The following is a 22,567-nucleotide window of genomic DNA, read 5'->3' as shown; positions in this document are numbered from 1 at the left end:
ATGCAATATATTCAGCAGCCCCAGGCGATTGAGGCCAAAAGTTTCGACATCATTGGCGAGATCATTCGCGAGACACGCCCGGAGTATCAGTTTGCCAGCCCGCTTCACGAAGCGATCATCAAGCGGGTGATTCACACCACCGCCGACTTTGACTGGCTGGATATTCTCTGGTTTTCCGATGACGCGCTGGAGCGACTCTGCGCGGCGCTGAGTCGCCCATCCATTATCTATACCGATACCACAATGGCGCTTTCCGGCATCAATAAAACATTGCTGGCGACGTTTGGCGGTGAATGCCGTTGCTATATCAGCGATCCGCGAGTTGTGGCGGAAGCAAAAGCGCAGGGGATTACCCGATCAATGGCGGCGGTGGATATCGCCGTGACGGAAGAGAGTGAAAAGGTGTTTGTGTTCGGCAATGCGCCGACGGCGCTGTTCCGGTTGCTTGAGCATGATGTTGCCGTGAGCGGCGTGGTAGGCGTACCGGTCGGGTTCGTCGGGGCGGCGGAGTCTAAAGATGCGCTGACGAAAAGCGCGTTGCCAGCTATCGCAGCGCTGGGGCGCAAAGGAGGAAGCAACGTCGCCGCCGCGATCGTAAACGCCATGCTCTATTACTTGCAGGGGGCGCGATGAGCGATCAATCCTTCGACGCGCCTGTCTGGCACAACGGCAAAGCGTTGCGAAAAGGGTATACCACCGGATCGTGCGCGACCGCTGCGGCAAAGGTCGCCGCGTTGATGGTGTTACGCCAGCATCTGATTCATCAGGTCTCCATCGTTACGCCGTCCGGGGTGACATTGTGCCTGAACGTCGAGTCGCCGCACATTGAAGGGCGGCAGGCGATTGCCGCGATCCGTAAGGACGGCGGCGATGATGTCGATGCCACGCACGGAATGCTGATTTTTGCCCGCGTAACGCTGAACGATAGCGGCGAGATTACGTTGCAGGGCGGAGAAGGCGTGGGAACCGTGACGCGTAAGGGAATTGGACTGCCGGTGGGCAGCGCGGCGATTAATCGTACTCCGCGCCATACCATTGAGTCTGTAGTACGCGAAGCGATAGGCCCGGCGCGGGGAGCGGACATTGAAATTTTTGCCCCGGAGGGGGAAGAACGGGCGCAGAAAACCTATAACGCGCGCCTCGGTATTCTGGGCGGTATTTCGATCATTGGAACCACCGGCATTGTCACTCCGATGTCGGAGGAGAGCTGGAAACGCTCGCTGTCGCTGGAGCTGGAAATCAAACGCGCCGCCGGTCTGGAGCGCGTTGTGCTGGTGCCGGGAAACCACGGCGAGCGTTTTGTGCGTGAACAGATGGGTATCGACACGCAGGTTGTCGTCACCATGAGCAATTTTGTCGGCTACATGATTGAAGAAGCGGTACGTCTGGGATACCGCCATATCGTGTTGATCGGCCATCCCGGTAAGTTGATTAAAATAGCCGCGGGGATTTTCCACACTCACAGCCACATCGCAGATGCCCGCATGGAAACCCTGGTGGCGCATCTGGCGCTGCTTGGCGCGCCGCTTGAGTTACTGACTCGGGTCAGCGACTGCGATATCACCGAAGCGGCAATGGAGCACATTGAAGCATACGGTTTTCAACATATTTACAACCATCTTGCGCAACGCATCTGTATGCGCGTGATGCAGATGCTGCGCTTCACGAAAACGCCACCTACCTGCGACGCCATCATGTTCTCTTTTGATAACCAGATCCTCGGTAGCAATCGCCCGATCGAAGAGATTGTGGAGGAGATGCAATGCTAACGGTGGTGGGCATGGGGCCGGCAGGGCTGCATTTGATGACGCCAGCGGCACGCGAGGCCGTGGCGGATGCCGATGTGCTGGTGGGGGGAAAGCGCCATTTATTGCAGTTTCCTGCGTTCACCGGCGAACAGTTTGTTCTGGGCGCCAATATTGCGGAATTGCTCAACTGGATTGCCGGGCAGCAGGACAAACGCATCGTGGTGCTGGCGTCCGGCGATCCGCTGTTTTACGGCATCGGGACGCGCATGGTGGCCCATTTTGGCATTGAGCGGGTGCGCATTATTCCCGGTATCAGCGCAGTGCAATATCTGTGCGCGCAATCGGGTATCGATATGAACGATATGTGGCTGACCAGCAGCCACGGTCGCAGCGTCTGTTTTGATGAGCTGGCGCGTCATCGCAAGGTCGCGATGGTGACGGATGCCCGCTGCGGGCCGCGAGAAATTGCGACGCAGTTAATGGCGCGCGACAAGGGGCATCGCTGGATGGTGATAGGCGAAAACCTGGCAATGGAAAACGAGCGGATTCACTGGCTGCGCGTCAGTGAAGTCAATGCCGACTATGACATGAACGCAGTGGTGATCCTTGATGAAAGATGAGCTTTTTCTACGTGGCGAGAACGTGCCGATGACCAAAGAAGCGGTTCGCGCGCTCGCGCTCTCAAAACTTGATTTGCACCGTGCCAGCCATCTGATTGACGTAGGCGCCGGGACCGGGAGTGTGTCGATAGAGGCGGCGTTACAGCACCCTTCGCTGCACGTTACGGCGATTGAACGTAACCCGGCAGCGCTGCGGTTGCTGGATGAAAACCGCCAGCATTTTGCCTGCGGCAATATCGACATTCTGCCGGGTGAAGCGCCGATGACGATGACCGAAAAAGCGGATGCGGTGTTTATGGGCGGGAGCGGCGGCCATCTGACGACGCTGATTGACTGGGCTATGCGGCAATTGCATCCCGGCGGCCGTCTGGTGATGACCTTTATCCTTCAGGAAAACCTGAATACTGCGCTGGAATATCTGACACAGATTGGCATCCATGAGGTGGATTGCCTGCAAGTGCAGGTGTCGTCACTCACTCCCCTCGGCAGTGGCCACTATTTCAAACCGAATAATCCTGTTTTTGTTATCGCCTGTCAGAAGGAAGAGAACCATGTCTGAGACATTTGATCCCCGCTGTGTATGGTTTGTCGGCGCAGGTCCGGGCGATCGTGAACTGATCACGCTCAAAGGTTATCGCCTGTTGCAGCAGGCGCAGGTCGTTATTTATGCCGGATCGCTGATTAATACTGAGCTGCTGGACTATTGCCCGCCAGGCGCGGAGTGCCACGACAGCGCCGAACTGCATCTGGAGCAAATTCTGGATCTGATGGAAGCGGGCGTGAAAGCCGGAAAAACGGTCGTACGCCTGCAAACGGGCGATGTGTCGCTGTACGGCTCCGTGCGTGAGCAGGGCGAAGAACTTACCCGGCGCGGCATCGACTGGCAGGTAGTGCCGGGCGTCAGCGCGTTTCTCGGCGCTGCTGCGGAGCTGGGGGTGGAGTATACCGTCCCGGAAGTTTCGCAAAGCCTCATCATTACCCGCCTGGAAGGGCGTACTCCGGTGCCGGAACGTGAACAACTGGAGTCCTTCGCCAGCCACCAGACGTCAATGGCGATTTATCTCTCCGTGCAGCGTATTCACCGGGTTGCCGAGCGGCTGATTGAAGGCGGCTATCCGATCACCACGCCGGTGGCGGTTATCTACAAAGCGACCTGGCCGGAAAGCCAGACCGTGCGCGGCACGCTGGCGGATATCGGCGACAAAGTACGTGAGGCGGGTATCCGTAAAACGGCGCTCATTCTGGTCGGGAATTTCCTGGGGGATGAGTATCACTACTCAAAACTCTATGCGGCGGACTTTAGCCATGAATACCGTAAAGCCTGAATCTATAGCCCTGTTTTGTCTGACGCCCGGCGGCGTACAGCTTGCGAAGCGGCTGGCGGCGATGCTGCCGTTAACCTGCTTTACCAGTGAGAAACTGCTGGAAGACGGGTTTATGCCCTTCGAAGGCGGATTTGCACAATCGGCCCGCGATGCGTTTGCTAACTATTCGGCGCTGATTTTTATCGGTGCGACCGGCATCGCGGTACGCGTGCTGGCGCCGCTGGTAAACGACAAATTCAGCGATCCGGCGGTGGTGGTGATCGACGAGCGAGGCCAGCATGTGATCAGCCTGCTCTCTGGTCATGCGGGGGGCGCCAATGCGCTGACCCGCTATCTGGCGGGCATGCTCGGTGCCGATCCGGTTATCACGACGGCGACTGACGTTAACGATATGGCGGCGCTTGATACGCTGGCATTTCAGCTCAATGCCCGGATGACCGACTTCCGCTCGGCGGTAAAAATCGTCAACCAGATGCTGGTCAGCCACCAGCGCGTCGGGCTGTGGTGGGATGAGGAGCTGGCAGACGATGTCAGTCACTGCGATCGACGCGGGTTCATCACCGTGACCGACCTGCACCAACTTCCTGAGCTTGATGCGCTGATTTGCATCACTTTGCGCAATGAATTGCCAGAAATACCCGTCCGACACTGGAAGCTGGTGCCGCAGCGGGTGGTCGCCGGAATCGGCTGTCGCCGCGACACGCCGTTCCCGCTGCTGGCAGCGCTGCTGGCGCGACAGCTGGAGGCGCAGAAATTTGATCCGCTGGCGTTGAAAGCGATTGGCAGCGTCTCGCTCAAAAAAGATGAGCAGGGATTAATCCAGCTTGCCTCCTGCTGTCGCGTTCCCTTTGAAACCTTTACCGCTGACGCGTTGCGTGAGCATGAACATCGCTTCCCGGCCTCCAGATTTGTGCGGCAAACCGTCGGTGTGGGCAGCGTATCCGGCCCGGCGGCCTGGCTGTTAAGTCACGGAAAACTGTCTGGCGAAACCCTGCGCGAACAGGGCGTCACTATTACTTTGGGAGTTTCACACTGATGTTAAGCGTAATTGGAATTGGCCCTGGCTCGCAGGCAATGATGACGATGGAAGCCGTAGAAGCCTTACAGGCGGCGGAAATTGTCGTTGGCTATAAAACGTACACCCATCTGGTAAAAGCCTTTACCGGCGACAAGCAGGTGATCAAAACCGGAATGTGCAAAGAGATCGAACGCTGTCAGGCGGCGATTGAACTGGCGCAGGCCGGACACAATGTGGCGCTGATCAGCAGCGGCGATGCGGGGATTTATGGCATGGCGGGGCTGGTGCTGGAACTGGTCAGCAAACAGAAGCTGGATGTTGAAGTGCGGCTGATCCCCGGCATGACCGCCAGTATCGCGGCGGCCTCCCTGCTGGGCGCGCCGTTGATGCACGATTTCTGTCATATCAGCCTGAGCGATCTCCTGACGCCGTGGCCGGTCATCGAAAAACGGATTATCGCCGCCGGAGAAGCAGACTTCGTGATCTGTTTCTATAACCCGCGCAGCCGTGGCCGTGAAGGTCATCTGGCGCGTGCTTTTGAACTGCTGTCCGCCAGCAAAAACGCGCAAACGCCGGTTGGCGTGGTGAAGTCGGCCGGGCGTAAAAAGCAGGAAAAATGGCTGACCACGCTCGGCGATATGGATTTTGAGCCTGTCGATATGACCAGCCTGGTGATTGTCGGCAACAAAGCCACTTACGTACAGAGTGGTCTGATGATCACGCCGCGAGGTTACGTACTGTGAGTTACGGCGACGTGCTGGTTATGGGCGGCACCAGCGATGCCCGGATGCTGTGTCAGCAACTGGATGCCGCAAAGGTGGCATACACCCTGTCGGTTGCCACGCCGACAGGAAAGCAGCTGGCTGGCGACATTAAAGGTCAGATCCGCTGCGGGCGTCTGGAGCCAGAGGAGATGGTGGCCTGGCTGAAAGCGCACCGCACGCGTTGGGTCATTGATGCGTCGCACCCGTATGCCGAGGTCGTCAGCCGCAACATTATGCACGCCTGTGAACGCGCGGGGGTGTTGCTGAGCCGCTACCAGCGCCCGGAACAGCTCAGCGAGCTTACGCACCCGCTGTTGCACCATGTCCACACGATTGCTGAGGCCTGCGATGTGGCGCAGCGCTTTGGCGAACGCGTTCTGTTAACGACCGGAAGTAAAGATCTGGCGACCTGGCGAGCCGGGTTGCCGCACAAAAAACTGCTGGCCCGCGTCTTACCTGTTCCTGAGGTCATTCAGCAATGTGCCGACCTGGGATTTGGCGTTGGTGAGATTTTTGCCCTGTGCGGGCCGTTCAGCGCTGAATTTAACGCGGCGTTTTATCGTCAGTGCCAGGCCGATGTCGTGGTGACAAAAGCATCGGGGGCGGAGGGCGGTTATCAGGAAAAAGTTCAACCCTGTCTGGATGCCGGTATCCCCTGCATCGTGATTACCCGCCCGGCAACGCTTGTAACGGGTGATGAGTTACTGGAAAGTCAGGCCGCATTTGCGCAGCGTTTGGCGCGCTGGCTGGCCGCTGCTTAAGGAGTAAGAGATGAAAAAAGCGCTTCTGGTGGTGAGTTTTGGCACCAGCTATCACGACACCTGTGAGAAGAACATTGTGGCCTGCGAACGCGATCTGGCAGCCAGCTGCCCGGATCGCGATCTGTTTCGCGCGTTCACCTCCGGGATGATTATCCGCAAGCTCAAACAGCGTGACGGCATTGAAATCGATACGCCGCTTCAGGCATTGCAGAAGCTTGCTGAACAGGGGTATCAGGATGTGGCGATTCAGTCCCTGCACATTATTAACGGCGACGAATACGAAAAAATTGTGCGTGAAGTTCAGACCCTGCGCCCGTTATTTACCCGTCTTACGCTCGGCGTGCCGCTGTTGAGCAGCCATGCCGATTACGCGCAGCTGATGCAGGCTTTACAGCAGCAGATGCCAACGCTTGGCGCGACGGAGAAAGTGGTGTTTATGGGGCACGGCGCCAGCCACCACGCGTTTGCGGCCTATGCGTGTCTGGACCATATGATGACGGCGCAGCGTTTTCCGGTGCGTGTGGGAGCGGTCGAGAGTTACCCGGAGGTGGATATTCTCATCGGGAGCTTACGTCAGGAAGGCGTAACGGCGGTGCATCTGATGCCGCTGATGCTTGTCGCCGGCGATCATGCCATCAACGATATGGCTTCCGATGAAGAGGACTCCTGGAAAACGCAGTTCAACGCCGCAGGCATCCCGGCGACGCCGTGGCTGAGCGGTCTGGGGGAGAATCCGGCGGTACGCGCCATGTTCGTGGCGCATCTGCAACAGGCGCTGAATACGGCCATGGAGGAAGCGGCATGAGTGGAAAGCTGTATGCGTTAAGCACCGGGCCGGGCGCAGCCGATCTGATCACCGTGCGCGCGGCGCGAATACTTGGCTCGCTCGATATCCTTTACGCTCCGGCAGGGCGCAAAGGCGGCGACAGTCTGGCGCTCTCTATTGTGCGTGAATATCTGGGTGAGCAGACGGAAGTCCGCTGCTGCCACTTTCCAATGAGCGCTGACAGCGCGGAAAAAGAAGCCGTCTGGAATGAGGTAGCCGCAGCGCTGGTTCAGGAAGTGGAGGCGGGTAAACAGGTGGGGTTCATCACCCTCGGCGATGCCATGCTGTTCAGCACCTGGGTCTTTTTACTCCAGCGGATCGGCAACCCGGCGTGGCTGGAAATCGTTCCTGGCGTCACCTCGTTTGCCGCCATTGCCGCCCGCGCAAAAACGCCGCTGGCGATGGAACAACAATCGCTGGCGGTGATCTCCTGCACCGCGGCGGAAGAGACAATTCAGCAGGCGTTAAGGCAGCATGACAGTCTGGTACTGATGAAAGTCTACGGTCGTTTCGCGCGTATTAAAGCATTGCTGCAACAGGAAGGTTTGCTGGAGTGCGCCCTGATGATGGCGGAAGCCACGCTGCCCGGTGAGCAGTGCTGGCGTCACCTGAATGAGGTCAGCGACGAGCAGCCGCTGCCCTATTTTTCGACCATTCTGGTCAACAAACAGTGGGAGTATGCAGAATGAAACTTGAACAACAGCTAAAACAGCTGTCTTTCAGCGGGTTAGCTGCGGCGTTATTGCTGATGGTTGTCCCGGAGCAGGCGTTCGCCATGCATATCATGGAGGGATTCCTGCCGCCGATGTGGGCGTTGGCCTGGTGGGTGCTGTTTTTACCGTGCCTGTGGTACGGACTGGTGCGCCTGCGCCGTATCGTGCAGGAAGATAACAACCAGAAGGTGCTGCTGGCATTGTGCGGGGCGTTTATCTTCGTGCTGTCGGCGCTGAAAATTCCTTCTGTTACAGGCAGTTGCTCGCACCCGACAGGGGTAGGGCTTGCGGTGATTTTATTTGGCCCAGGCGTTGTGGCGATCCTCGGGGCGATTGTGCTGCTGTTTCAGGCGCTGCTGCTGGCGCATGGCGGCCTGACCACGCTGGGTGCGAACGGGATGTCGATGGCGGTTATCGGCCCCGTTGTCGGGTATCTGGTATGGCAAATGGCCTGCCGCGCCGGGCTGCGCCGCGATGTCGGCGTCTTTCTTTGCGCCATGCTGGCGGATCTGGTGACGTACTTCGTGACGTCGGTGCAGCTTGGGGTGGCGTTCCCGGACCCGCAGGCAGGGGCAATGGGTTCAGTGATTAAATTTATGGGGATTTTCTGCCTGACGCAGATCCCCATTGCGATCGCGGAGGGGCTGCTGACCGTCATGATTTACGACCAGTTGACCAAACGCCGGTTGATTACCGCACAAGGACATTAAGATGAAAAAGACGCTGATATTGTTAGCTATGGTGATTGCCCTGGTGATCCTGCCGTTTTTTATCGATCATGGCGGTGAGTTCGGTGGCTCTGACGGCGAAGCGGAAAGCCAGATCCAGGTGGTGGCGCCGCACTATGAACCGTGGTTCCAGCCATTGTATGAACCGGCCAGCGGTGAAATTGAAAGTCTGCTGTTTACGCTGCAAGGTTCGCTTGGCGCGGCGGTGATTTTCTATATTCTCGGTTACAGCAAAGGCAGACAGCGCCGTGATGACCGGGCTTGATCGACTCAGCTACCAGAGCCGCTGGCTTCATGTTACGCCGGTGCGTAAGTTTTTGCTCTGGTTGCTGATGATGATTCTGGCCTTTACCCTGCCTCCTTTGGGGCAGGGTATTGAACTGGCGCTCATCGCCGGGCTGAGCTGCTGGCTGCTGCGGATTTCGTTCTGGCGCTGGTGTCGCTGGATGGCGATACCGTTTGGCTTTTTAAGCGTGGGTGTGGTGACGATTTTATTCAGCGTGAGCCGCGATCCCCACTCGTTACTGGCAAGCGTTCCGGTTGGCGATTACTGGCTGGGGGTGACCTCGTCAGGGCTGAATACCGCCAATGAAACCTTCTGGCGCAGCCTAAGCGCGCTGGCGGCGACGTTCTGGCTGGTGTTGAATCTGCCGTTTCCGCAACTGATTATTTTGCTTAAGCGCGCGCATGTGCCACGGCTGCTGACCGAGCAGATCCTGCTGACATGGCGCTTTATTTTTATCCTGTTAGACGAAGCGCTGGCCATTCATCGCGCGCAAACGCTGCGTTTTGGCTATCGTAGTTTGCCGAAAGGCTATCGTTCTCTGGCAATGCTGGTGGGTTTGCTGTTTACGCGTGTGCTTATCCGCTATCAGCAAATGACCACCGTGCTTGATATCAAACTGTATCAGGGTGATTTTCACCTGTAAGGATTCGTATGCTTGCCACCTCCGGTCTCTGGTTTCGCTATCAGGATGAGCAGGTGCTCAAGGGGCTAACGCTGGATTTCTCCCCCCATGCGGTTACCGGGCTGGTGGGCGCGAACGGCTGCGGAAAATCGACGCTATTTATGAACCTGAGCGGTTTACTGCGCCCGCAAAAAGGCGAGGTTTTGTGGCAGGGAAAAGCGCTGGATTACAGTAAGCGCGGGCTGCTGGCGCTGCGCCAACAGGTGGCAACCGTTTTTCAGGACCCCGATCAACAAATTTTTTATACCGATATCGACAGCGATATCGCTTTTAGTCTGCGAAATCTAGGCGTGGCTGAGGATGAGATTGCCCGCCGCGTGGACGATGCGTTGACCCTGGTTGATGCGCAGCATTTCCGTCATCAGCCGATCCAGTGTTTAAGCCACGGGCAAAAAAAACGCGTGGCGATTGCGGGCGCGATGGTGTTGCAGGCCCGCTACCTGCTGCTGGATGAACCCACTGCCGGGCTTGATCCTGCCGGGCGCACGCAGATGATCGCGATCATCAAGCGGATTGTGGCGCAGGGGAATCATGTGGTTATTTCCAGCCATGATATTGATCTCATTTATGAAGTCAGCGATGCCGTTTACGTGCTGCGCCGTGGCGAGGTACTGGCATACGGTGAGCCGGGGGAGGTGTTTGCACGCACTGAACTGATCGAACAAGCCGGGCTGACGCAACCGTGGCTGGTCAAACTGCATGCGCAACTGGGGTTGCCGCTGTGTAAAACGGAAGAAGAATTTTTTGGGCGTATGCGAGAGAACGCGCTGAAGGAGGCGTCATGACGCAGGCAGTAATGTTGCAGGGAACGGCATCAGATGTAGGTAAAAGTGTGCTGGTGGCGGGGCTGTGCCGCATCTTTTATCAGGATGGCCTGCGCACGGCGCCATTTAAGTCACAGAATATGGCGCTGAATTCCGGCATCACGCCGGACGGCAAAGAGATGGGACGCGCGCAGATTTTCCAGGCGGAAGCGGCGGGGATTGCGCCGGATGTGCGGATGAATCCGGTTCTGCTGAAACCGACCAGCGATCGGAAAGCGCAGGTGGTGTTGATGGGCAAAGTCGCCACCGATATGGACGCGGTTAGCTACCATGAATATAAGCCGCGTCTGCGTGAGCAGATCCTCATGGTTTACAATAGCCTGGCGCAAGAATATGACGTTCTGGTGCTGGAGGGCGCCGGTAGCCCGGCGGAAATAAACCTGCGTGACCGCGACATCGTCAATATGGGGATGGCGGAAATGGCGCAATGCCCGGTCATTCTGGTGGCGGATATCGATCGCGGCGGCGTTTTTGCCTCTATCTACGGTACGCTGGCGCTGCTGCATGATAGTGAACGCGCCAGAGTGAAAGGGGTGATCATCAATAAGTTTCGCGGCGACGTGACGCTGCTCTACTCCGGCATTGAACAAATTGAAGCGCTGACCGGCGTGCCGGTTCTGGGCGTGATGCCCTGGCTGGAGGTCGATCTTGAAGATGAGGATGGCGTGGCGCTGCAAAAAGGCAAATACCTGCGTACCGATAGGCGTGATATCGACATTGCCGTTGTTCAGGTGCCGCACATCTCGAATTTCACCGATTTCAACGCGCTGGCGGCGCAGCCGGATGTTCGCGTGCGCTATGTGCGCCATCCTGAAGAACTGGCGGGCACGGACCTGATAATCCTGCCGGGCAGCAAAAATACGCTTGGCGATCTGGTCTGGCTGCGTGAAAGCGCAATGGCGCATGGCGTGTTGCAGGCGCATCGTCAGGGCGTACCGGTGGCAGGCATCTGTGGCGGCTATCAGATGCTGGGCGACACCATTATTGATGAGGTGGAGTCCGGGCTGGGCACGCTTCCCGGTCTTGGTCTGCTTAATACCGTCACGCATTTCGCGCAGGATAAAACCACCACGCAGGTTGAAGGGCAGATGGCCTCTGCGCTGCCGGGATGGCTGGCGGCGGCGTCTGGCCTGGCGGTGCGCGGGTATGAAATTCATATGGGCGAGACGACACTGAATGCACAATGCCAGCCAGCCATGACGTTACGCAAAGGCGAAAACGCTATCGCTGACGGCGCGGTAACGGACGACGGACTGGTCTTTGGCACCTATCTTCATGGCTTATTCGACAGCGATGCGTTCACGCGGGCGCTGGTCAATGGCCTGCGCGTGCGTAAGGGGCTGACGCCGCTGGATCACGCCTTCCATTACGCGCAATATAAATCGCAGCAGTTTGATCTGCTGGCGGATGCGATGCGACAACACATCGATATTGAGAAAATTTATACCATCATGCAACAGCACCAGGAGCCCGTATGATGATTCTGGTGACCGGCGGCGCGCGCAGCGGGAAAAGCCGCCATGCGGAGGCGTTAATCGCGGATTCGCCGCAGGTGCTGTACATCGCCACGTCGCAGATTTTTGACGAGGAGATGGCGGCGCGGATTCAGCACCATCGGGATGGCAGACCGCCGCACTGGCGGACAGCGGAATGCTGGCGGCATCTTGATGCGCTGATTACGCCAGATAACGCCCCCGAAGAGGCCATTCTGCTGGAGTGTATCACGACCATGGTGACCAATTTATTGTTCGCGATGGGCGGCGATACTGACCCGGATAACTGGGATTACGCGGCGATGGAGCAGGCGATTGAAGATGAAATTCGCACGTTGATCGACGCCTGTCAGCGCTGTCCGGCTCAGGTGGTTCTGGTGACCAATGAGGTGGGCATGGGCATTGTCCCGGAAAATCGTCTGGCGCGACATTTTCGCGACATCGCCGGGCGGGTCAATCAGCGTCTGGCTGCGGCGGCGGATGAGGTCTGGCTGGTGGTATCGGGTATTGGAGTCAAAATTAAATGAGTAAGTTGTTCTGGGCGATGCTCGCTTTTATTTCGCGTTTGCCTGTTCCGACCCGTTGGTCTCAGGGGCTGGATTTTGAGGAGTATTCCCGCGGTATTGTGACATTCCCGCTAATCGGCATGCTGCTGGGCGCGATTGGCGGCCTGGTGTTTGTGGCGCTTCAGTCCTGGTGCGGCATTCCACTGGCGGCCCTGTTTTGCGTTTTGACGCTGGCGCTGCTGACCGGCGGTTTTCACCTCGACGGTCTGGCGGATACCTGTGACGGTATTTTTTCCGCCCGCCGCCGGGAGCGGATGCTGGAAATTATGCGTGACAGCCGCCTGGGCACCCACGGCGGGCTGGCGTTGATTTTTGTCCTGCTGGCGAAAGTGCTGGTGATTAGCGAACTGGCGCTGAGAGGCACGCCGATGCTGGCGGCGCTGGCGATGGCCTGCGCGGCGGGGCGCGGTGTCGCCGTATTGCTGATGTATCGTCATCGCTATGCCCGTGAAGAAGGGCTGGGCAACGTGTTTATCGGCAAAGTTACCGGGCGACAGACCTGCGTCACGCTGGGATTAACCGCTATTCTCGCGGCGATACTCATGCCGGGGATGCGCGGGGTCGCTGCGCTGGTGATCACTCTGGCGGCAATTTTTATTCTTGGGCAATTATTAAAACGCACATTGGGTGGGCAAACCGGCGATACGCTGGGTGCGGCGATTGAACTTGGCGAGTTGATCTTCCTGCTGGCTCTGCTGTGAGCCAGCCAACACGATGAGAACCCTTATGCAGACGTTAATCTCTTTACTCCGTGACATTCCCAAACCGGACAGCGGCGCAATGGCGCGCGCCCGGCAGCACATCGACGGCTTGCTCAAGCCGCCGGGCAGCCTCGGGCGCCTGGAAGCGCTGGCCGTACAGTTAGCGGGGATGCCCGGTCTCAACGGCACTCCGCATGTCGGTAAGAAGGCGATGCTGGTGATGTGCGCCGATCATGGCGTGTGGGATGAAGGGGTTGCGGTCTCGCCGAAAGTTGTCACCGCCATTCAGGCGGCCAACATGACGCAGGGAACAACCGGTGTTTGCGTACTGGCTGCTCAGGCCGGGGCAAAAGTCCATGTGATTGACGTCGGGATTGATGCCGACCCGATCCCCGGCGTGGTGAATATGCGCGTGGCGCGTGGGTGCGGGAATATCGCGACAGGCCCGGCGATGAGCCGCGTTCAGGCCGAAGAACTGCTGCTGGAAGTGATGCGCTACACCCGCGAACTGGCGCAAAGCGGCGTGACGCTGTTTGGCGTTGGCGAACTGGGAATGGCGAATACCACCCCTGCGGCGGCGATTGTGAGTGTACTGACCGGTAGCGATGCCGAAGATGTGGTGGGGATTGGCGCGAATCTTCCGCTCTCCAGAATTGGCAATAAAGTTGAGGTTGTGCGCCGCGCTATTGCGGTGAACCGGCCCGATCCGCGTGATGGCGTTGAGGTGCTGGCGAAGGTGGGCGGTTTTGACCTGGTCGGTATGGCGGGCGTGATGCTGGGCGCCGCGTCATGTGGATTGCCGGTTGTGCTGGATGGTTTTCTCTCCTATTCTGCGGCGCTGGCGGCGTGTCAGGTTGCGCCGGAAATTAAACCGTATCTGATTCCGTCGCATTTCTCGGCAGAGAAGGGCGCGCGGATTGCGCTGGAGCACCTGGAGCTGGAGCCGTATCTGCATATGGGAATGCGTCTCGGCGAAGGCAGCGGCGCAGCGCTGGCAATGCCCATCGTTGAAGCCGCCTGCGCGATGTACCGCAACATGGGGCAACTGGCGGCAAGTAATATTGTCCTGCCGGATGGTAAATAAAGATAAGCCGTATCGTTTCCCTTCGGTGGCGCTTATTCGCTGTTAACGTCGGAAAGGCGATAAAAAAGCTATAATTAACCGACATCTGCTGCGATTTGAGGAAAGGGAAATGATGCCTCGTGTGAAATTGTTTTGTTCTTTTATTCTGCTGTTCGCAAGCCAGAGCGCGCTGGCGGTAAGTTATCCACTACCGCCAGAAGGGAGTCGTCTGGTCGGCAACCCGCTGACGATAACCGTCCCGGACAATAATACTCAACCGCTGGAAGCATTTGCGGCGCAGTACGGACAGGGGCTGAGCAATATGCTCGAAGCGAATCCCGATGTGGACGTCTTTTTGCCGAAGTCCGGTTCGACGCTGGTGGTGCCGCAGCAGCTTATTTTGCCGGATACCGTGCGTGAAGGCATTGTGGTTAACGTGGCGGAAATGCGTCTTTACTACTATCCGAAAGGGGGCGATACCGTTGATGTCCTGCCGATTGGCATTGGCGAGGCGGGGCGAGAAACTCCACGTAACTGGGTGACTGCGGTAGAGCGTAAGCAGGAAGCGCCGAGCTGGACGCCGACGGCGAATACCCGACGTGAATATGCTAAACGAGGCGAAAGTCTGCCCGCGTTTGTCCCCGCCGGGCCGGATAACCCGATGGGGCTGTATGCAATTTATATCGGTAAGCTGTATGCCATTCATGGCACAAATGCGAACTTCGGTATTGGGCTGCGCGTGAGCCAGGGGTGCATCCGGTTGCGTAACGATGACATCAAATACCTGTTTGACAATGTGCCGGTGGGCACTCGCGTGCAGATTATCGATCAACCGCTGAAAACCACCGTCGAAGCGGACGGCAGTCGCTGGATTGAAGTGCATGAGCCGTTATCGCGTAATCGCACTGAATTTGAATCCGACAAAAAAGTACCGCTGCCGATCACGCCGGTGATGCGTACTTTTATGAAGGGCGACGGCGTTGACATTCATCGCGTCAACGAGGCGGTGGAGCGCCGCTCCGGGATGCCGACAAATATCAGCGCGGGTCTGACGGGGTTCTGACGTTTCTCCGCGCAATCTCCAGAAAAGCCTTTACCGCGCCGTTATTGTCGTTCTTTCTGCTGAGCAGCATCAGATTGGCCGATAATTCCGGCGCGTCGAGAGGGCGATAGACCAGGCCGGGAATGGCGATGTGCATCAGCGGTTCAGGCACCAGCGCCAGCCCTTGCCCGGCGGCGGCCAGAGCCAGTACGCTGAGCGTGCTGGAGGTGCAATGGGCGACGTGCGGAACATGACCCATAATCTCTGTGAGCATCATATAAAGCGGCTCATCCGCACGGTGGGTGTCGTAGAAAATGAGGGGCTCTTCAGCCAGCATATCTACCGTCAAATGGGTTTCACAAGCCAGCGGATGATCGTCGGCGATGGCGACCATCCGGCCCCAGAGGCCTATTTTTTCAGCCGCTAACTCTGGCTGGCGTACGTTATGGTGATCGGGTGTGTAACCAATGTCGAGCTGGCCGCTCAAAATGGCATCCGCTTGTAGCAACGGTGCGATTTCGCACACAACCAGTTCCGCATCGGGATAGGCCTGGCGAAAGGCGCGCAGATCTTCTGTCAATTTGCCGCTGAACACCGCGTTGCCAGCAAAGCCAACGCGCACAAGACCCGTTTCTCCGCGCATCGACCGTTGTACTGTCAGACGGGCATGTTCCGCCTGCTCAAGCGTGCGTTGCGCTTCGGTCTGCAACAATTTTCCCGCTTCGGTTAACTCAACTTTCCGGCTGGTACGAATAAACAGCGGGCCGCCTAACTCTTCTTCCAGCGCCTTGATCTGCATGCTCAGCGCGGGAGGAACAATATTGAGTTTTTCGGCGGCGCGGCCAAAGTGTCCTTCTTGTGCAACGGCAAGAAAATAGCGTAAGTGGCGCAGATCCATACGATGGCCTCATCATTCATCTAAACTGAATAATCTGTAAGATTTATCTATTGGATTTTAACGTTAATGGCGAGGAAACTGAATCCACTTAACTGGCTGGAGTAAAAATTATGCACAATCACCTGGCGGATCGTCAGCAAATTACCGATCTTCTCACTGGCTGGATGCATCGCGATCTGGGCGAATGGGAGCAACTTCGCGGGCTGTTTCACCCGGATGGCACCATTGAGATAACCTGGTTTGAAGGGCTGGCGAGCGATTTTGTTGACGGCTCAATGCGTATGGGCGCCTCTGATATCCGCACCAAGCATTTGATTGGCACGCCGGTAGTGACCTTCAATAGCAGCGTCAACCGCGCCATTGTAGAAACCAATGCCATGATCATCGGCGAGAATGTGAAGCTGAATCTGGGGATGGTGACCCATAATCGCTTTTACGATATGGCAGAAAAACGCGATGGCGTGTGGAAGCTCTTCAGACGCCAGAGCATTTATGACATGGGGAGTTTTACCTTCCCGCTGGGCGTGGTCGATATTGATCAAAGCGCGGTAGCAAAATACCCGCGAGAATACGCCGCGCTGGCATACCTGCTGGAAAAAAGCGGATTTCCGGTCACGCGTGTATTCGCAACGCGCGGTAGTGCGCTCGAACAGCAGATGAAAACCGAAGGGCAGCGCTGGCTGTCTGAACCCGTTGTTTAAGCTTCATCAGCGACTGCGATCATCATGATTCTCAAAAGGATAAGAGAAATGCTCACCACTATACCAGGACGAAAATGCATCGCCGTTCTGTTTGCGATGCTAATGTTTCCCGGTGCAGCTTCGGCTGCGCAAACCCTAATCTACAGCGACCATGAACCGCTGGGTGGAATGCGCACTCGTTTTATCAATGACGTATTTTTCCCCGCAATCGAAAAAGAGTCGCGTGGTCGCCTGAAGGTAGAGGCGCACTGGGGAGGTGAGCTAAGTGATGGTTATACGGCTCTGGCTCTGGCGGGAAAGGGGGACAAAGCGGATATGGCCGTTGTTGTACCTGAATATGCGGCTAAGGCATTACCATTGCAGCAAATCTTTAAAAGCTTCCCCGTCGGCCCTGCCGGGGAAAAGCAGGTTGCTTTCTTTCGCCGCGTTTATGCGGATATCCCGGATTTTTCGGCAGAACTCAAGAAAGAAAATGTGGTGAATGTTTTCATTGCGACCGGCTATCCGCTGGCTTTTTTTAGCACTACCGCGCTGAGTAATCCTGAAGGACTTAAGGGGGGAACGTGGCGCTCCGCCAGTTTCTGGCACCAGGGGTTTCTGAAAAATGTCGGCGCTAAAGCTGTGACCATGCCCTGGGGAGATGAAACCTACAAGGCCTTACAAAGCGGAAGTCTCGACGGATTAATGTTGAATGTGGATAGCGGCTATGCGTTAAATGCTCAGCGATTCGCGCCTGATGTGCTGGTTTCGCGGGATCTCTGGCTTGGGCATGTTTACCTGCTGGTGATGAATAAAAATACCTGGGATAACCTTTCCCGCGACGATCGGGCGGCGATTCAACGGGCCGCTGACGTTGCTTATCAATCCCTGGGTTCCGTAATGGATAAAAGTTTCACCACACAAGTCGCCGATCTGGAAAAAAGCGGTGCGACGGTCAGGGTCCTGCACTCTGAAGACGTTGCGCAATGGAAAGCCGCCACCCGATACCAGGAGATTCAGTCTGAGTGGGTGAAGGAACAGGAAAAGAACGGGCTTACCGAAGCGGGAAGGGTGATGAAACAGGTCAGTAGCATTCTGGACGAGATGATGTCTCCGGCCCCTTAAGCGAGAAGGCAAAACGTAACGCTCGGGAACGTATTACTACAATTGCCTGATAAAAGGGCCGAATAACCATTTTCGGCCCTGGCGTGCATCATTTTTTATAATTCTTTGGTGCTGATAGCAGCATTTTTCGCATACGTTCCATGACGGTGTTTAAGTCCACCGCGCGTTTAATCATACTGCGTATTCTGTCTGAATCATTGATGCCCTTTTTGACATACCGGGTAATATATTGCAGAACGTACTTATCCTCATCACTGTGGGTGCGTAATGACAGGTTCTCTACGGTCTGCAATATCTGACCCGCCAGCGACTGACGCTGGCGGGAGTGGGCTCTTATATCCTTAAACGACGGCTGAATCATAAAACATTCTGTAGCGCTGACGTTGTTGAATCCACCTGAGGACGAAAGAAAAGCATAATGACTGTTAAGGACGGCCGCGAATTGGGATTAATTTAGCGGCCGTCATAATCTCCCTATTTAATTGGTGGTTGCAGCATGTTGCTTCGCTTTCTCAATGGCGTGCGCGTCAAATATGTAATGCTCATAACCGGCGGTAACATTCTTTACTCTGTATATTTTCCACTTGCCGCCCTCTCTTTTTAGGTAGACTCCAATTTGATACGTCTGATTGTTTTGTCGACCCAACCAAACATCGACGTATTCACCACCAAAACAGTTTTTAGCTTTTCCAACTTTCAATAAGGGGATCCAATCTGCTGAATAATCTTGCGCATATGTATAGTAATCGGTGTCGATAATCTCCTGCTCATAAATATGAGAGATAATATTTAGTTGGGCTAGCGTATCCTTCGAAATATATTCATCCATCTTTTCAGGCGCAGGCTTTATTTTCCCTTCACTATTTGCAAACACGTTTAGATAGTAAGTGTAGAAATCTGAAACACGCCGTTCTGCGTTATCGCGTCCTGAGCTGCACGCGGTAATTGCAAATATCATGAGAACAACATAAAGGGCTTTCATCAATCCTTCCTGTACATTTGATGCGCTGGCTTTGACGAACGGTATCCAGGACCGCCCCAAAAATCCCGCTGTTTAAAGTCTGAATACCAATCCTGGCCGTCGTAAATAGACATGTGACCGGCGGCGTGTCCTCCCGCGTAAGGCTGAATCACTACCACGTCGCCAGCTCTGGGGGATTGCGTTGAAGATATTTTTCTAAACCCCGCAGACTCCAGCATTGGGCCGTAATCTTTGGCGTTTTGCGTGTTTGTTACGATCACGCCCCCTGCCTTTATGGCCTTGCGCGCATACGATGCACAGTTATTCGTTGGCCCCGGTTCGGCGTGATGTTTTGCCCAGTTTCCGGCGCTTCTTGTGTCCCATCCCATGATTATCATCCATTTCAGTTAGAGAAATTGCTAATAGATACCCAATTAGTTAGGAGGGTTAATCATTTAGTGCCACAGAAAGCGTAACGTGATAAGCGAGGCAAGTGCACTTGACGCTGAGAGCAGGCGGAATCAATAGCGAAGGGATTGCCTAAACGAATTCCGAAAATAAAAGAATGCGGGTATCGGAATATGAGCGGGAAACAGGTCTGTAGCATTCTGGACGAGATGGTGTCTCCGACCCCTTAAGCGAGAAGGCAAAACGTAACGCTCGGGAACGTATTACTACAGTTGCCTGATAAAAGGGCCGAATAACCATTTTCGGCCCTGGTGTGCATCATTTTTTATAATTCTTTGGCGCTGATAACAGCATTTTTCGCATACGTTCCATGACGGTGTTTAAGTCCACCGCGCGTTTAATCATACTGCGTATTCTGTCTGAATCATTGATGCCCTTTTTGACATACCGGGCAATATATTGCAGAACGTACTTATCCTCATCACTGTGGGTGCGTAATGACAGGTTCTCTACGGTCTGCAATATCTGACTCGCCAGCGACTGACGCTGCCTGGTTAACGTGTTGACGTAGCTGGCCTGTAAGCCATCGCGCCGGGCGTTAAAGATATTGTATTTTTCAATAGCATGATGTTTTTTGACGATATTCGTCCGGTTGGCTAACAGATACTGAGCCAGTATTTTGCTATAGCCTGTGAGCATTGCGGCATGAAATATTGTCAGCGGCATATCGCATATTCTGATTTCAATTGTGCCCAGAGCAGGCTGTGGCCTGACGTACCAGTAAATATCTTTGATACTTTTAATGATCCCGACATCGACCATCTCGTTATAAAATACGACGAACTCGTCCCAGTTATAGATGTTTTCAATCAGTTCACTGTTCAGAAAGGCGTTCTGCCCGGTAAAGCGGGAACTTGAAAAAGAGGTATCCACGCCATCCAGCCACGGCGAAGAGGCGCTGAGTGCAACTAAATGGGGCAGGTAGGGAATAAGCGCATGACACAGATAAATGGCGTCATCGCCATCCTGAACGCCAATATGAATATGCTGCCCAAATACGCAGGCCATTTTGGTGATGTAGCCATAGCGTACGGCCAGATTTTGATGACGTTGTAAATCGCTAATCACCTGTTCTCGCCAGTCGCCATCTAAATGGCGGCCGCCGCCGGTAACATCGCAGCCGTGTTTTCTGGCGACTTCCCTGACGTTACAGGCTAATAAAGATAATTCTTCATGCAGTTTAAACACCGAAGAGTGTACTGAGCTGTTCAGTTCAATCATTGACTTGGTTAGCTCATGCTTTATTTGCTGAGTGTGCGCCATATCGGCCAGCACGATATCCGCTTTATCCACCAGCCTGGTATCGTTTCTGTCGATTAACTGGAGTTCCAGCTCGGTGCCCGTCGTAAACCGCAGTGAGCGGGTAAAAGGTAGAGATACCATAATGTCCTCTGCACTGAGTTGTTGTGGTTGGCCTGAAATTCTATTGTTAAAAGTGTAGGTCAGACGGTCATGCCTGCCAGAGGTGAATCGCGGAACCCTGATTACGGTCATAAAACCATTTTATTAGTATGGTTAATTTTTTGCGATATGACGAGAGAGAGTATGCTGTAGTGCGAGGACTGCTCAGGTATTGCCGCAGCAGTGTGGCCTGTTTTTGTGGAACACTTTAACAGGAGTCATCTTATGAGCTTAGCTATCACTAAAGTTGATTATCCGGTCAGTCAGGTTCGCCGGTATTTAGAACCGGGCCCGGTTGTGTTGGTGTCATCCAAATGGAACGGAAAGACCAATATCATGACGCTGGGCTGGCATACCGTTCTGGAATTTTCTCCCTCGCTGGTCGGGCTGATGATTTCGGGCGGCAACCACAGTTTTGAGATGATCCGTCATAGCCGGGAATGCGTGATCAACGTTCCGCTGACGGATTTGGCCGAGACGGTCGTGCGAATCGGCAACACGTCTGGCGCTGACATCGATAAGTTTGCCGAATTTAATCTTACGGCACAGGAAGCCGATGAGGTTGATGCCCCGCTGATCCAGCAATGTTATGCGAATTTTGAGTGCTGTTTGTATGATGATGTGCTGGTGGAACGCTACAATTTTTTCATTTTTGAGGTCGTGAAGGCGCATGTGGCCACATCACCGGAACACCCTGAGACGATTCACTATACAGGGAAGGGGGAGTTTATGGTGTCGGGCAAGACAATGAATCTGAGCGCGCTGTTCAGGCCGGAAATGCTTATCTGAGCGTTTGCGGTGGCGCTCGTCACGGATAAATGGCAGAAAGCCCGCTTTTTAGCGGGCTTTCTGCCAGGGATCGCCTTCGTCAGTATTTTATCGGGAAGTCCGTGAAATCAGGAACAGAAATACCGGAACCCCGAGCATCGCCGTCAGGATGCCGACGGGTAATTCACGGGGCGCAAACAGCGTTCGGGCAAGCGTATCAGCCAGAACGGTAAAAGTCGCGCCGCACAGCATGGATGCCGGCAGCAGCGAACGATGGCGATGACCAATGAATATGCGGGCGATATGAGGCACGGTCAGCCCAATAAAACCTATTGCTCCGCAACATGCCACAATGACCGCAGTCAATAAGGTCAATAAACAATACAGGGCGAGCCTGATTGCGCCAACGTCCACACCAAGCGACGCCGCCGTCACATTGCCAAACGTGAGCACATCCAGCTCTATTGCCCGCCACCAGCAGAGCAGAAATATCGGCAACAGCACCAGTGCGCAAAGCAGTACCTGAAGCCAGGATGCCTGTGCAAAGCTTCCCAGCAGCCAGAACATCACCCCTCGCGTGGTGTCTGCATCCGTTTTCCAGAGCGTGGTTAATGATGTGGCGGCGGAGAGAAGCTGTGTCACGGCGACGCCGGTCAGGATAAAACGGCTGGACTGGCCGGATAGCGATTTCCGCGCCATGAAAAGCACCAGTGCGAAAGCCAGCATCGCGCCGCAGAACGCCCCGGCAGGTACAGCGGCCCAGCCCGCACTGAGACCAAGCGCAATGACCAGTACCGCGCCAAACCCTGCGCCGGATGAGATCCCCAACACCCAGGGGTCGGCAAGAGGATTACGTGTCAACGACTGGAGCACCGTTCCGGCCAGCGCTAATGCGGCACCCGCCAGCGCAGCAAGCAGGGTGCGCGGCATACGCAGAGACCATACGATCCGCTGATGAAGCGTTCCCGCTGTATCGCTATGCCAGTAGCCTGCCAGTATGGCATTTGCCACGTCCTTCATGGAAAAAGTCACCGGGCCATACATAATGGCAATGCAAAACGCCAGCATCAGGGCCGGAAACAGCATGGAAAGGCGAAAAACAGGAG

28 protein-coding genes are annotated in these 22,567 nt (G+C 55.5%); 22 read left to right on the top strand and 6 right to left on the bottom strand.

The window, feature by feature from the left end:
* The 19 genes from OGV50_RS01970 to ldtA all read left to right on the top strand — a co-directional run bounded on the left by OGV50_RS01970 (position 1) and on the right by ldtA (position 15,181).
* Positions 1-633, top strand: a complete 633-nt coding sequence (locus OGV50_RS01970) for a cobalt-precorrin-8 methylmutase (protein ID WP_012131778.1) — start codon at positions 1-3, stop codon at positions 631-633.
* On the top strand, positions 630-1,769 hold the full coding sequence (gene cbiD, locus OGV50_RS01965; RefSeq protein ID WP_286488263.1) for a cobalt-precorrin-5B (C(1))-methyltransferase CbiD: 1,140 nt from the start codon (positions 630-632) through the stop codon (positions 1,767-1,769). The genes OGV50_RS01970 and cbiD overlap by 4 nt, the downstream gene beginning before the upstream one ends.
* Positions 1,763-2,368, top strand: a complete 606-nt coding sequence (locus OGV50_RS01960; protein ID WP_047462737.1) for a cobalt-precorrin-7 (C(5))-methyltransferase — start codon at positions 1,763-1,765, stop codon at positions 2,366-2,368. The genes cbiD and OGV50_RS01960 overlap by 7 nt, the downstream gene beginning before the upstream one ends.
* The gene (locus OGV50_RS01955; RefSeq protein WP_012131781.1) at positions 2,358-2,927 is read left to right on the top strand and encodes a decarboxylating cobalt-precorrin-6B (C(15))-methyltransferase; all 570 of its coding nucleotides are present in this window, start codon (positions 2,358-2,360) and stop codon (positions 2,925-2,927) included. The genes OGV50_RS01960 and OGV50_RS01955 overlap by 11 nt, the downstream gene beginning before the upstream one ends.
* Complete coding sequence (locus OGV50_RS01950) at positions 2,920-3,693, top strand: cobalt-precorrin-4 methyltransferase (RefSeq protein ID WP_104868490.1); 774 nt, start codon at positions 2,920-2,922, stop codon at positions 3,691-3,693. Before OGV50_RS01955 ends, OGV50_RS01950 begins: the two co-directional genes overlap by 8 nt.
* Positions 3,674-4,729 (top strand): cobalt-precorrin 5A hydrolase, encoded by a 1,056-nt coding sequence (cbiG, locus tag OGV50_RS01945; RefSeq protein WP_047462746.1) that lies wholly within the window; start codon positions 3,674-3,676, stop codon positions 4,727-4,729. Before OGV50_RS01950 ends, cbiG begins: the two co-directional genes overlap by 20 nt.
* A complete protein-coding gene (locus tag OGV50_RS01940) occupies positions 4,729-5,454 on the top strand; it encodes a precorrin-3B C(17)-methyltransferase (protein ID WP_198447541.1) in 726 nt (241 codons plus the stop codon). Before cbiG ends, OGV50_RS01940 begins: the two co-directional genes overlap by 1 nt.
* Positions 5,451-6,236, top strand: coding sequence for a cobalt-precorrin-6A reductase (locus OGV50_RS01935; protein WP_012131785.1), 786 nt, complete (start codon positions 5,451-5,453; stop codon positions 6,234-6,236). The genes OGV50_RS01940 and OGV50_RS01935 overlap by 4 nt, the downstream gene beginning before the upstream one ends.
* Before the next feature lie 10 nt (positions 6,237-6,246).
* Positions 6,247-7,041: a sirohydrochlorin cobaltochelatase gene (cbiK, locus tag OGV50_RS01930; RefSeq protein ID WP_286488262.1), complete on the top strand. Its 795-nt coding sequence runs from the start codon at positions 6,247-6,249 to the stop codon at positions 7,039-7,041.
* Positions 7,038-7,751 carry a cobalt-factor II C(20)-methyltransferase gene (locus OGV50_RS01925; protein WP_012131787.1) on the top strand — a complete coding sequence of 238 codons (714 nt, stop codon included), beginning with the start codon at positions 7,038-7,040 and terminating at the stop codon, positions 7,749-7,751. The genes cbiK and OGV50_RS01925 overlap by 4 nt, the downstream gene beginning before the upstream one ends.
* Positions 7,748-8,485 (top strand): cobalt ECF transporter S component CbiM, encoded by a 738-nt coding sequence (gene cbiM, locus OGV50_RS01920; RefSeq protein WP_012131788.1) that lies wholly within the window; start codon positions 7,748-7,750, stop codon positions 8,483-8,485. The genes OGV50_RS01925 and cbiM overlap by 4 nt, the downstream gene beginning before the upstream one ends.
* A 1-nt stretch (position 8,486) precedes the next feature.
* Positions 8,487-8,768, top strand: coding sequence for an energy-coupling factor ABC transporter substrate-binding protein (locus OGV50_RS01915; protein ID WP_012131789.1), 282 nt, complete (start codon positions 8,487-8,489; stop codon positions 8,766-8,768).
* The gene (locus OGV50_RS01910; RefSeq protein ID WP_047462753.1) at positions 8,755-9,432 is read left to right on the top strand and encodes an energy-coupling factor ABC transporter transmembrane protein; all 678 of its coding nucleotides are present in this window, start codon (positions 8,755-8,757) and stop codon (positions 9,430-9,432) included. Before OGV50_RS01915 ends, OGV50_RS01910 begins: the two co-directional genes overlap by 14 nt.
* 8 nt (positions 9,433-9,440) lie before the next feature.
* Positions 9,441-10,256, top strand: a complete 816-nt coding sequence (locus tag OGV50_RS01905) for an energy-coupling factor ABC transporter ATP-binding protein (RefSeq protein ID WP_012131791.1) — start codon at positions 9,441-9,443, stop codon at positions 10,254-10,256.
* Entirely contained in the window at positions 10,253-11,773 is a 1,521-nt protein-coding gene (locus tag OGV50_RS01900; protein ID WP_200090789.1) for a cobyric acid synthase, read from the top strand. The genes OGV50_RS01905 and OGV50_RS01900 overlap by 4 nt, the downstream gene beginning before the upstream one ends.
* Complete coding sequence (gene cobU / locus OGV50_RS01895) at positions 11,770-12,315, top strand: bifunctional adenosylcobinamide kinase/adenosylcobinamide-phosphate guanylyltransferase (protein ID WP_012131793.1); 546 nt, start codon at positions 11,770-11,772, stop codon at positions 12,313-12,315. The genes OGV50_RS01900 and cobU overlap by 4 nt, the downstream gene beginning before the upstream one ends.
* Complete coding sequence (cobS, locus tag OGV50_RS01890; RefSeq protein ID WP_114848172.1) at positions 12,312-13,055, top strand: adenosylcobinamide-GDP ribazoletransferase; 744 nt, start codon at positions 12,312-12,314, stop codon at positions 13,053-13,055. The genes cobU and cobS overlap by 4 nt, the downstream gene beginning before the upstream one ends.
* 25 nt (positions 13,056-13,080) lie before the next feature.
* Positions 13,081-14,139 (top strand): nicotinate-nucleotide--dimethylbenzimidazole phosphoribosyltransferase, encoded by a 1,059-nt coding sequence (gene cobT, locus OGV50_RS01885; protein ID WP_200090787.1) that lies wholly within the window; start codon positions 13,081-13,083, stop codon positions 14,137-14,139.
* A 112-nt stretch (positions 14,140-14,251) separates the two neighbouring features.
* On the top strand, positions 14,252-15,181 hold the full coding sequence (gene ldtA / locus OGV50_RS01880) for a L,D-transpeptidase (protein ID WP_286488265.1): 930 nt from the start codon (positions 14,252-14,254) through the stop codon (positions 15,179-15,181).
* Here ldtA and OGV50_RS01875 read toward each other — a convergent pair.
* Positions 15,156-16,058: a LysR substrate-binding domain-containing protein gene (locus OGV50_RS01875; protein ID WP_071258852.1), complete on the bottom strand. Its 903-nt coding sequence runs from the start codon at positions 16,056-16,058 to the stop codon at positions 15,156-15,158. The genes ldtA and OGV50_RS01875 overlap by 26 nt on opposite strands.
* Positions 16,059-16,168: 110 nt before the next feature.
* On the opposite strand from OGV50_RS01875, the gene OGV50_RS01870 reads away from it, so the two are divergent.
* Positions 16,169-16,759 (top strand): nuclear transport factor 2 family protein, encoded by a 591-nt coding sequence (locus OGV50_RS01870; RefSeq protein WP_012131798.1) that lies wholly within the window; start codon positions 16,169-16,171, stop codon positions 16,757-16,759.
* 48 nt (positions 16,760-16,807) lie between these two features.
* Positions 16,808-17,863 (top strand): TRAP transporter substrate-binding protein DctP, encoded by a 1,056-nt coding sequence (gene dctP / locus OGV50_RS01865; protein ID WP_181821202.1) that lies wholly within the window; start codon positions 16,808-16,810, stop codon positions 17,861-17,863.
* Positions 17,864-17,951: 88 nt separating this feature from the next.
* On the opposite strand, the gene OGV50_RS01860 is transcribed toward dctP, so the two are convergent.
* The 4 genes from OGV50_RS01860 to OGV50_RS01845 all read right to left on the bottom strand — a co-directional run bounded on the left by OGV50_RS01860 (position 17,952) and on the right by OGV50_RS01845 (position 20,675).
* Positions 17,952-18,224 carry a hypothetical protein gene (locus OGV50_RS01860; RefSeq protein ID WP_200003428.1) on the bottom strand — a complete coding sequence of 91 codons (273 nt, stop codon included), beginning with the start codon at positions 18,222-18,224 and terminating at the stop codon, positions 17,952-17,954.
* Positions 18,225-18,341: 117 nt separating this feature from the next.
* Entirely contained in the window at positions 18,342-18,845 is a 504-nt protein-coding gene (locus OGV50_RS01855; protein WP_115614741.1) for a YqhG/Tai3 family protein, read from the bottom strand.
* Positions 18,845-19,213 (bottom strand): NlpC/P60 family protein, encoded by a 369-nt coding sequence (locus OGV50_RS01850; RefSeq protein WP_200090786.1) that lies wholly within the window; start codon positions 19,211-19,213, stop codon positions 18,845-18,847. The genes OGV50_RS01855 and OGV50_RS01850 overlap by 1 nt, the downstream gene beginning before the upstream one ends.
* A 337-nt stretch (positions 19,214-19,550) precedes the next feature.
* A complete protein-coding gene (locus OGV50_RS01845; RefSeq protein ID WP_047462784.1) occupies positions 19,551-20,675 on the bottom strand; it encodes a YbdK family carboxylate-amine ligase in 1,125 nt (374 codons plus the stop codon).
* 243 nt (positions 20,676-20,918) lie between these two features.
* On the opposite strand from OGV50_RS01845, the gene OGV50_RS01840 reads away from it, so the two are divergent.
* The gene (locus OGV50_RS01840) at positions 20,919-21,482 is read left to right on the top strand and encodes a flavin reductase family protein (RefSeq protein WP_012131804.1); all 564 of its coding nucleotides are present in this window, start codon (positions 20,919-20,921) and stop codon (positions 21,480-21,482) included.
* A gap of 87 nt (positions 21,483-21,569) precedes the next feature.
* On the opposite strand, the gene OGV50_RS01835 is transcribed toward OGV50_RS01840, so the two are convergent.
* The gene (locus OGV50_RS01835) at positions 21,570-22,547 is read right to left on the bottom strand and encodes a FecCD family ABC transporter permease (RefSeq protein ID WP_172958466.1); all 978 of its coding nucleotides are present in this window, start codon (positions 22,545-22,547) and stop codon (positions 21,570-21,572) included.
* Positions 22,548-22,567: the final 20 nt, after the last annotated feature.

This window comes from Citrobacter sp. CK180 (assembly GCF_030333655.1).
GTDB lineage: Bacteria > Pseudomonadota > Gammaproteobacteria > Enterobacterales > Enterobacteriaceae > Citrobacter_B > Citrobacter_B koseri.
Note: the sequence above shows the minus strand (reverse complement) of the source record. Positions and strands in the feature narration are given on the sequence as shown.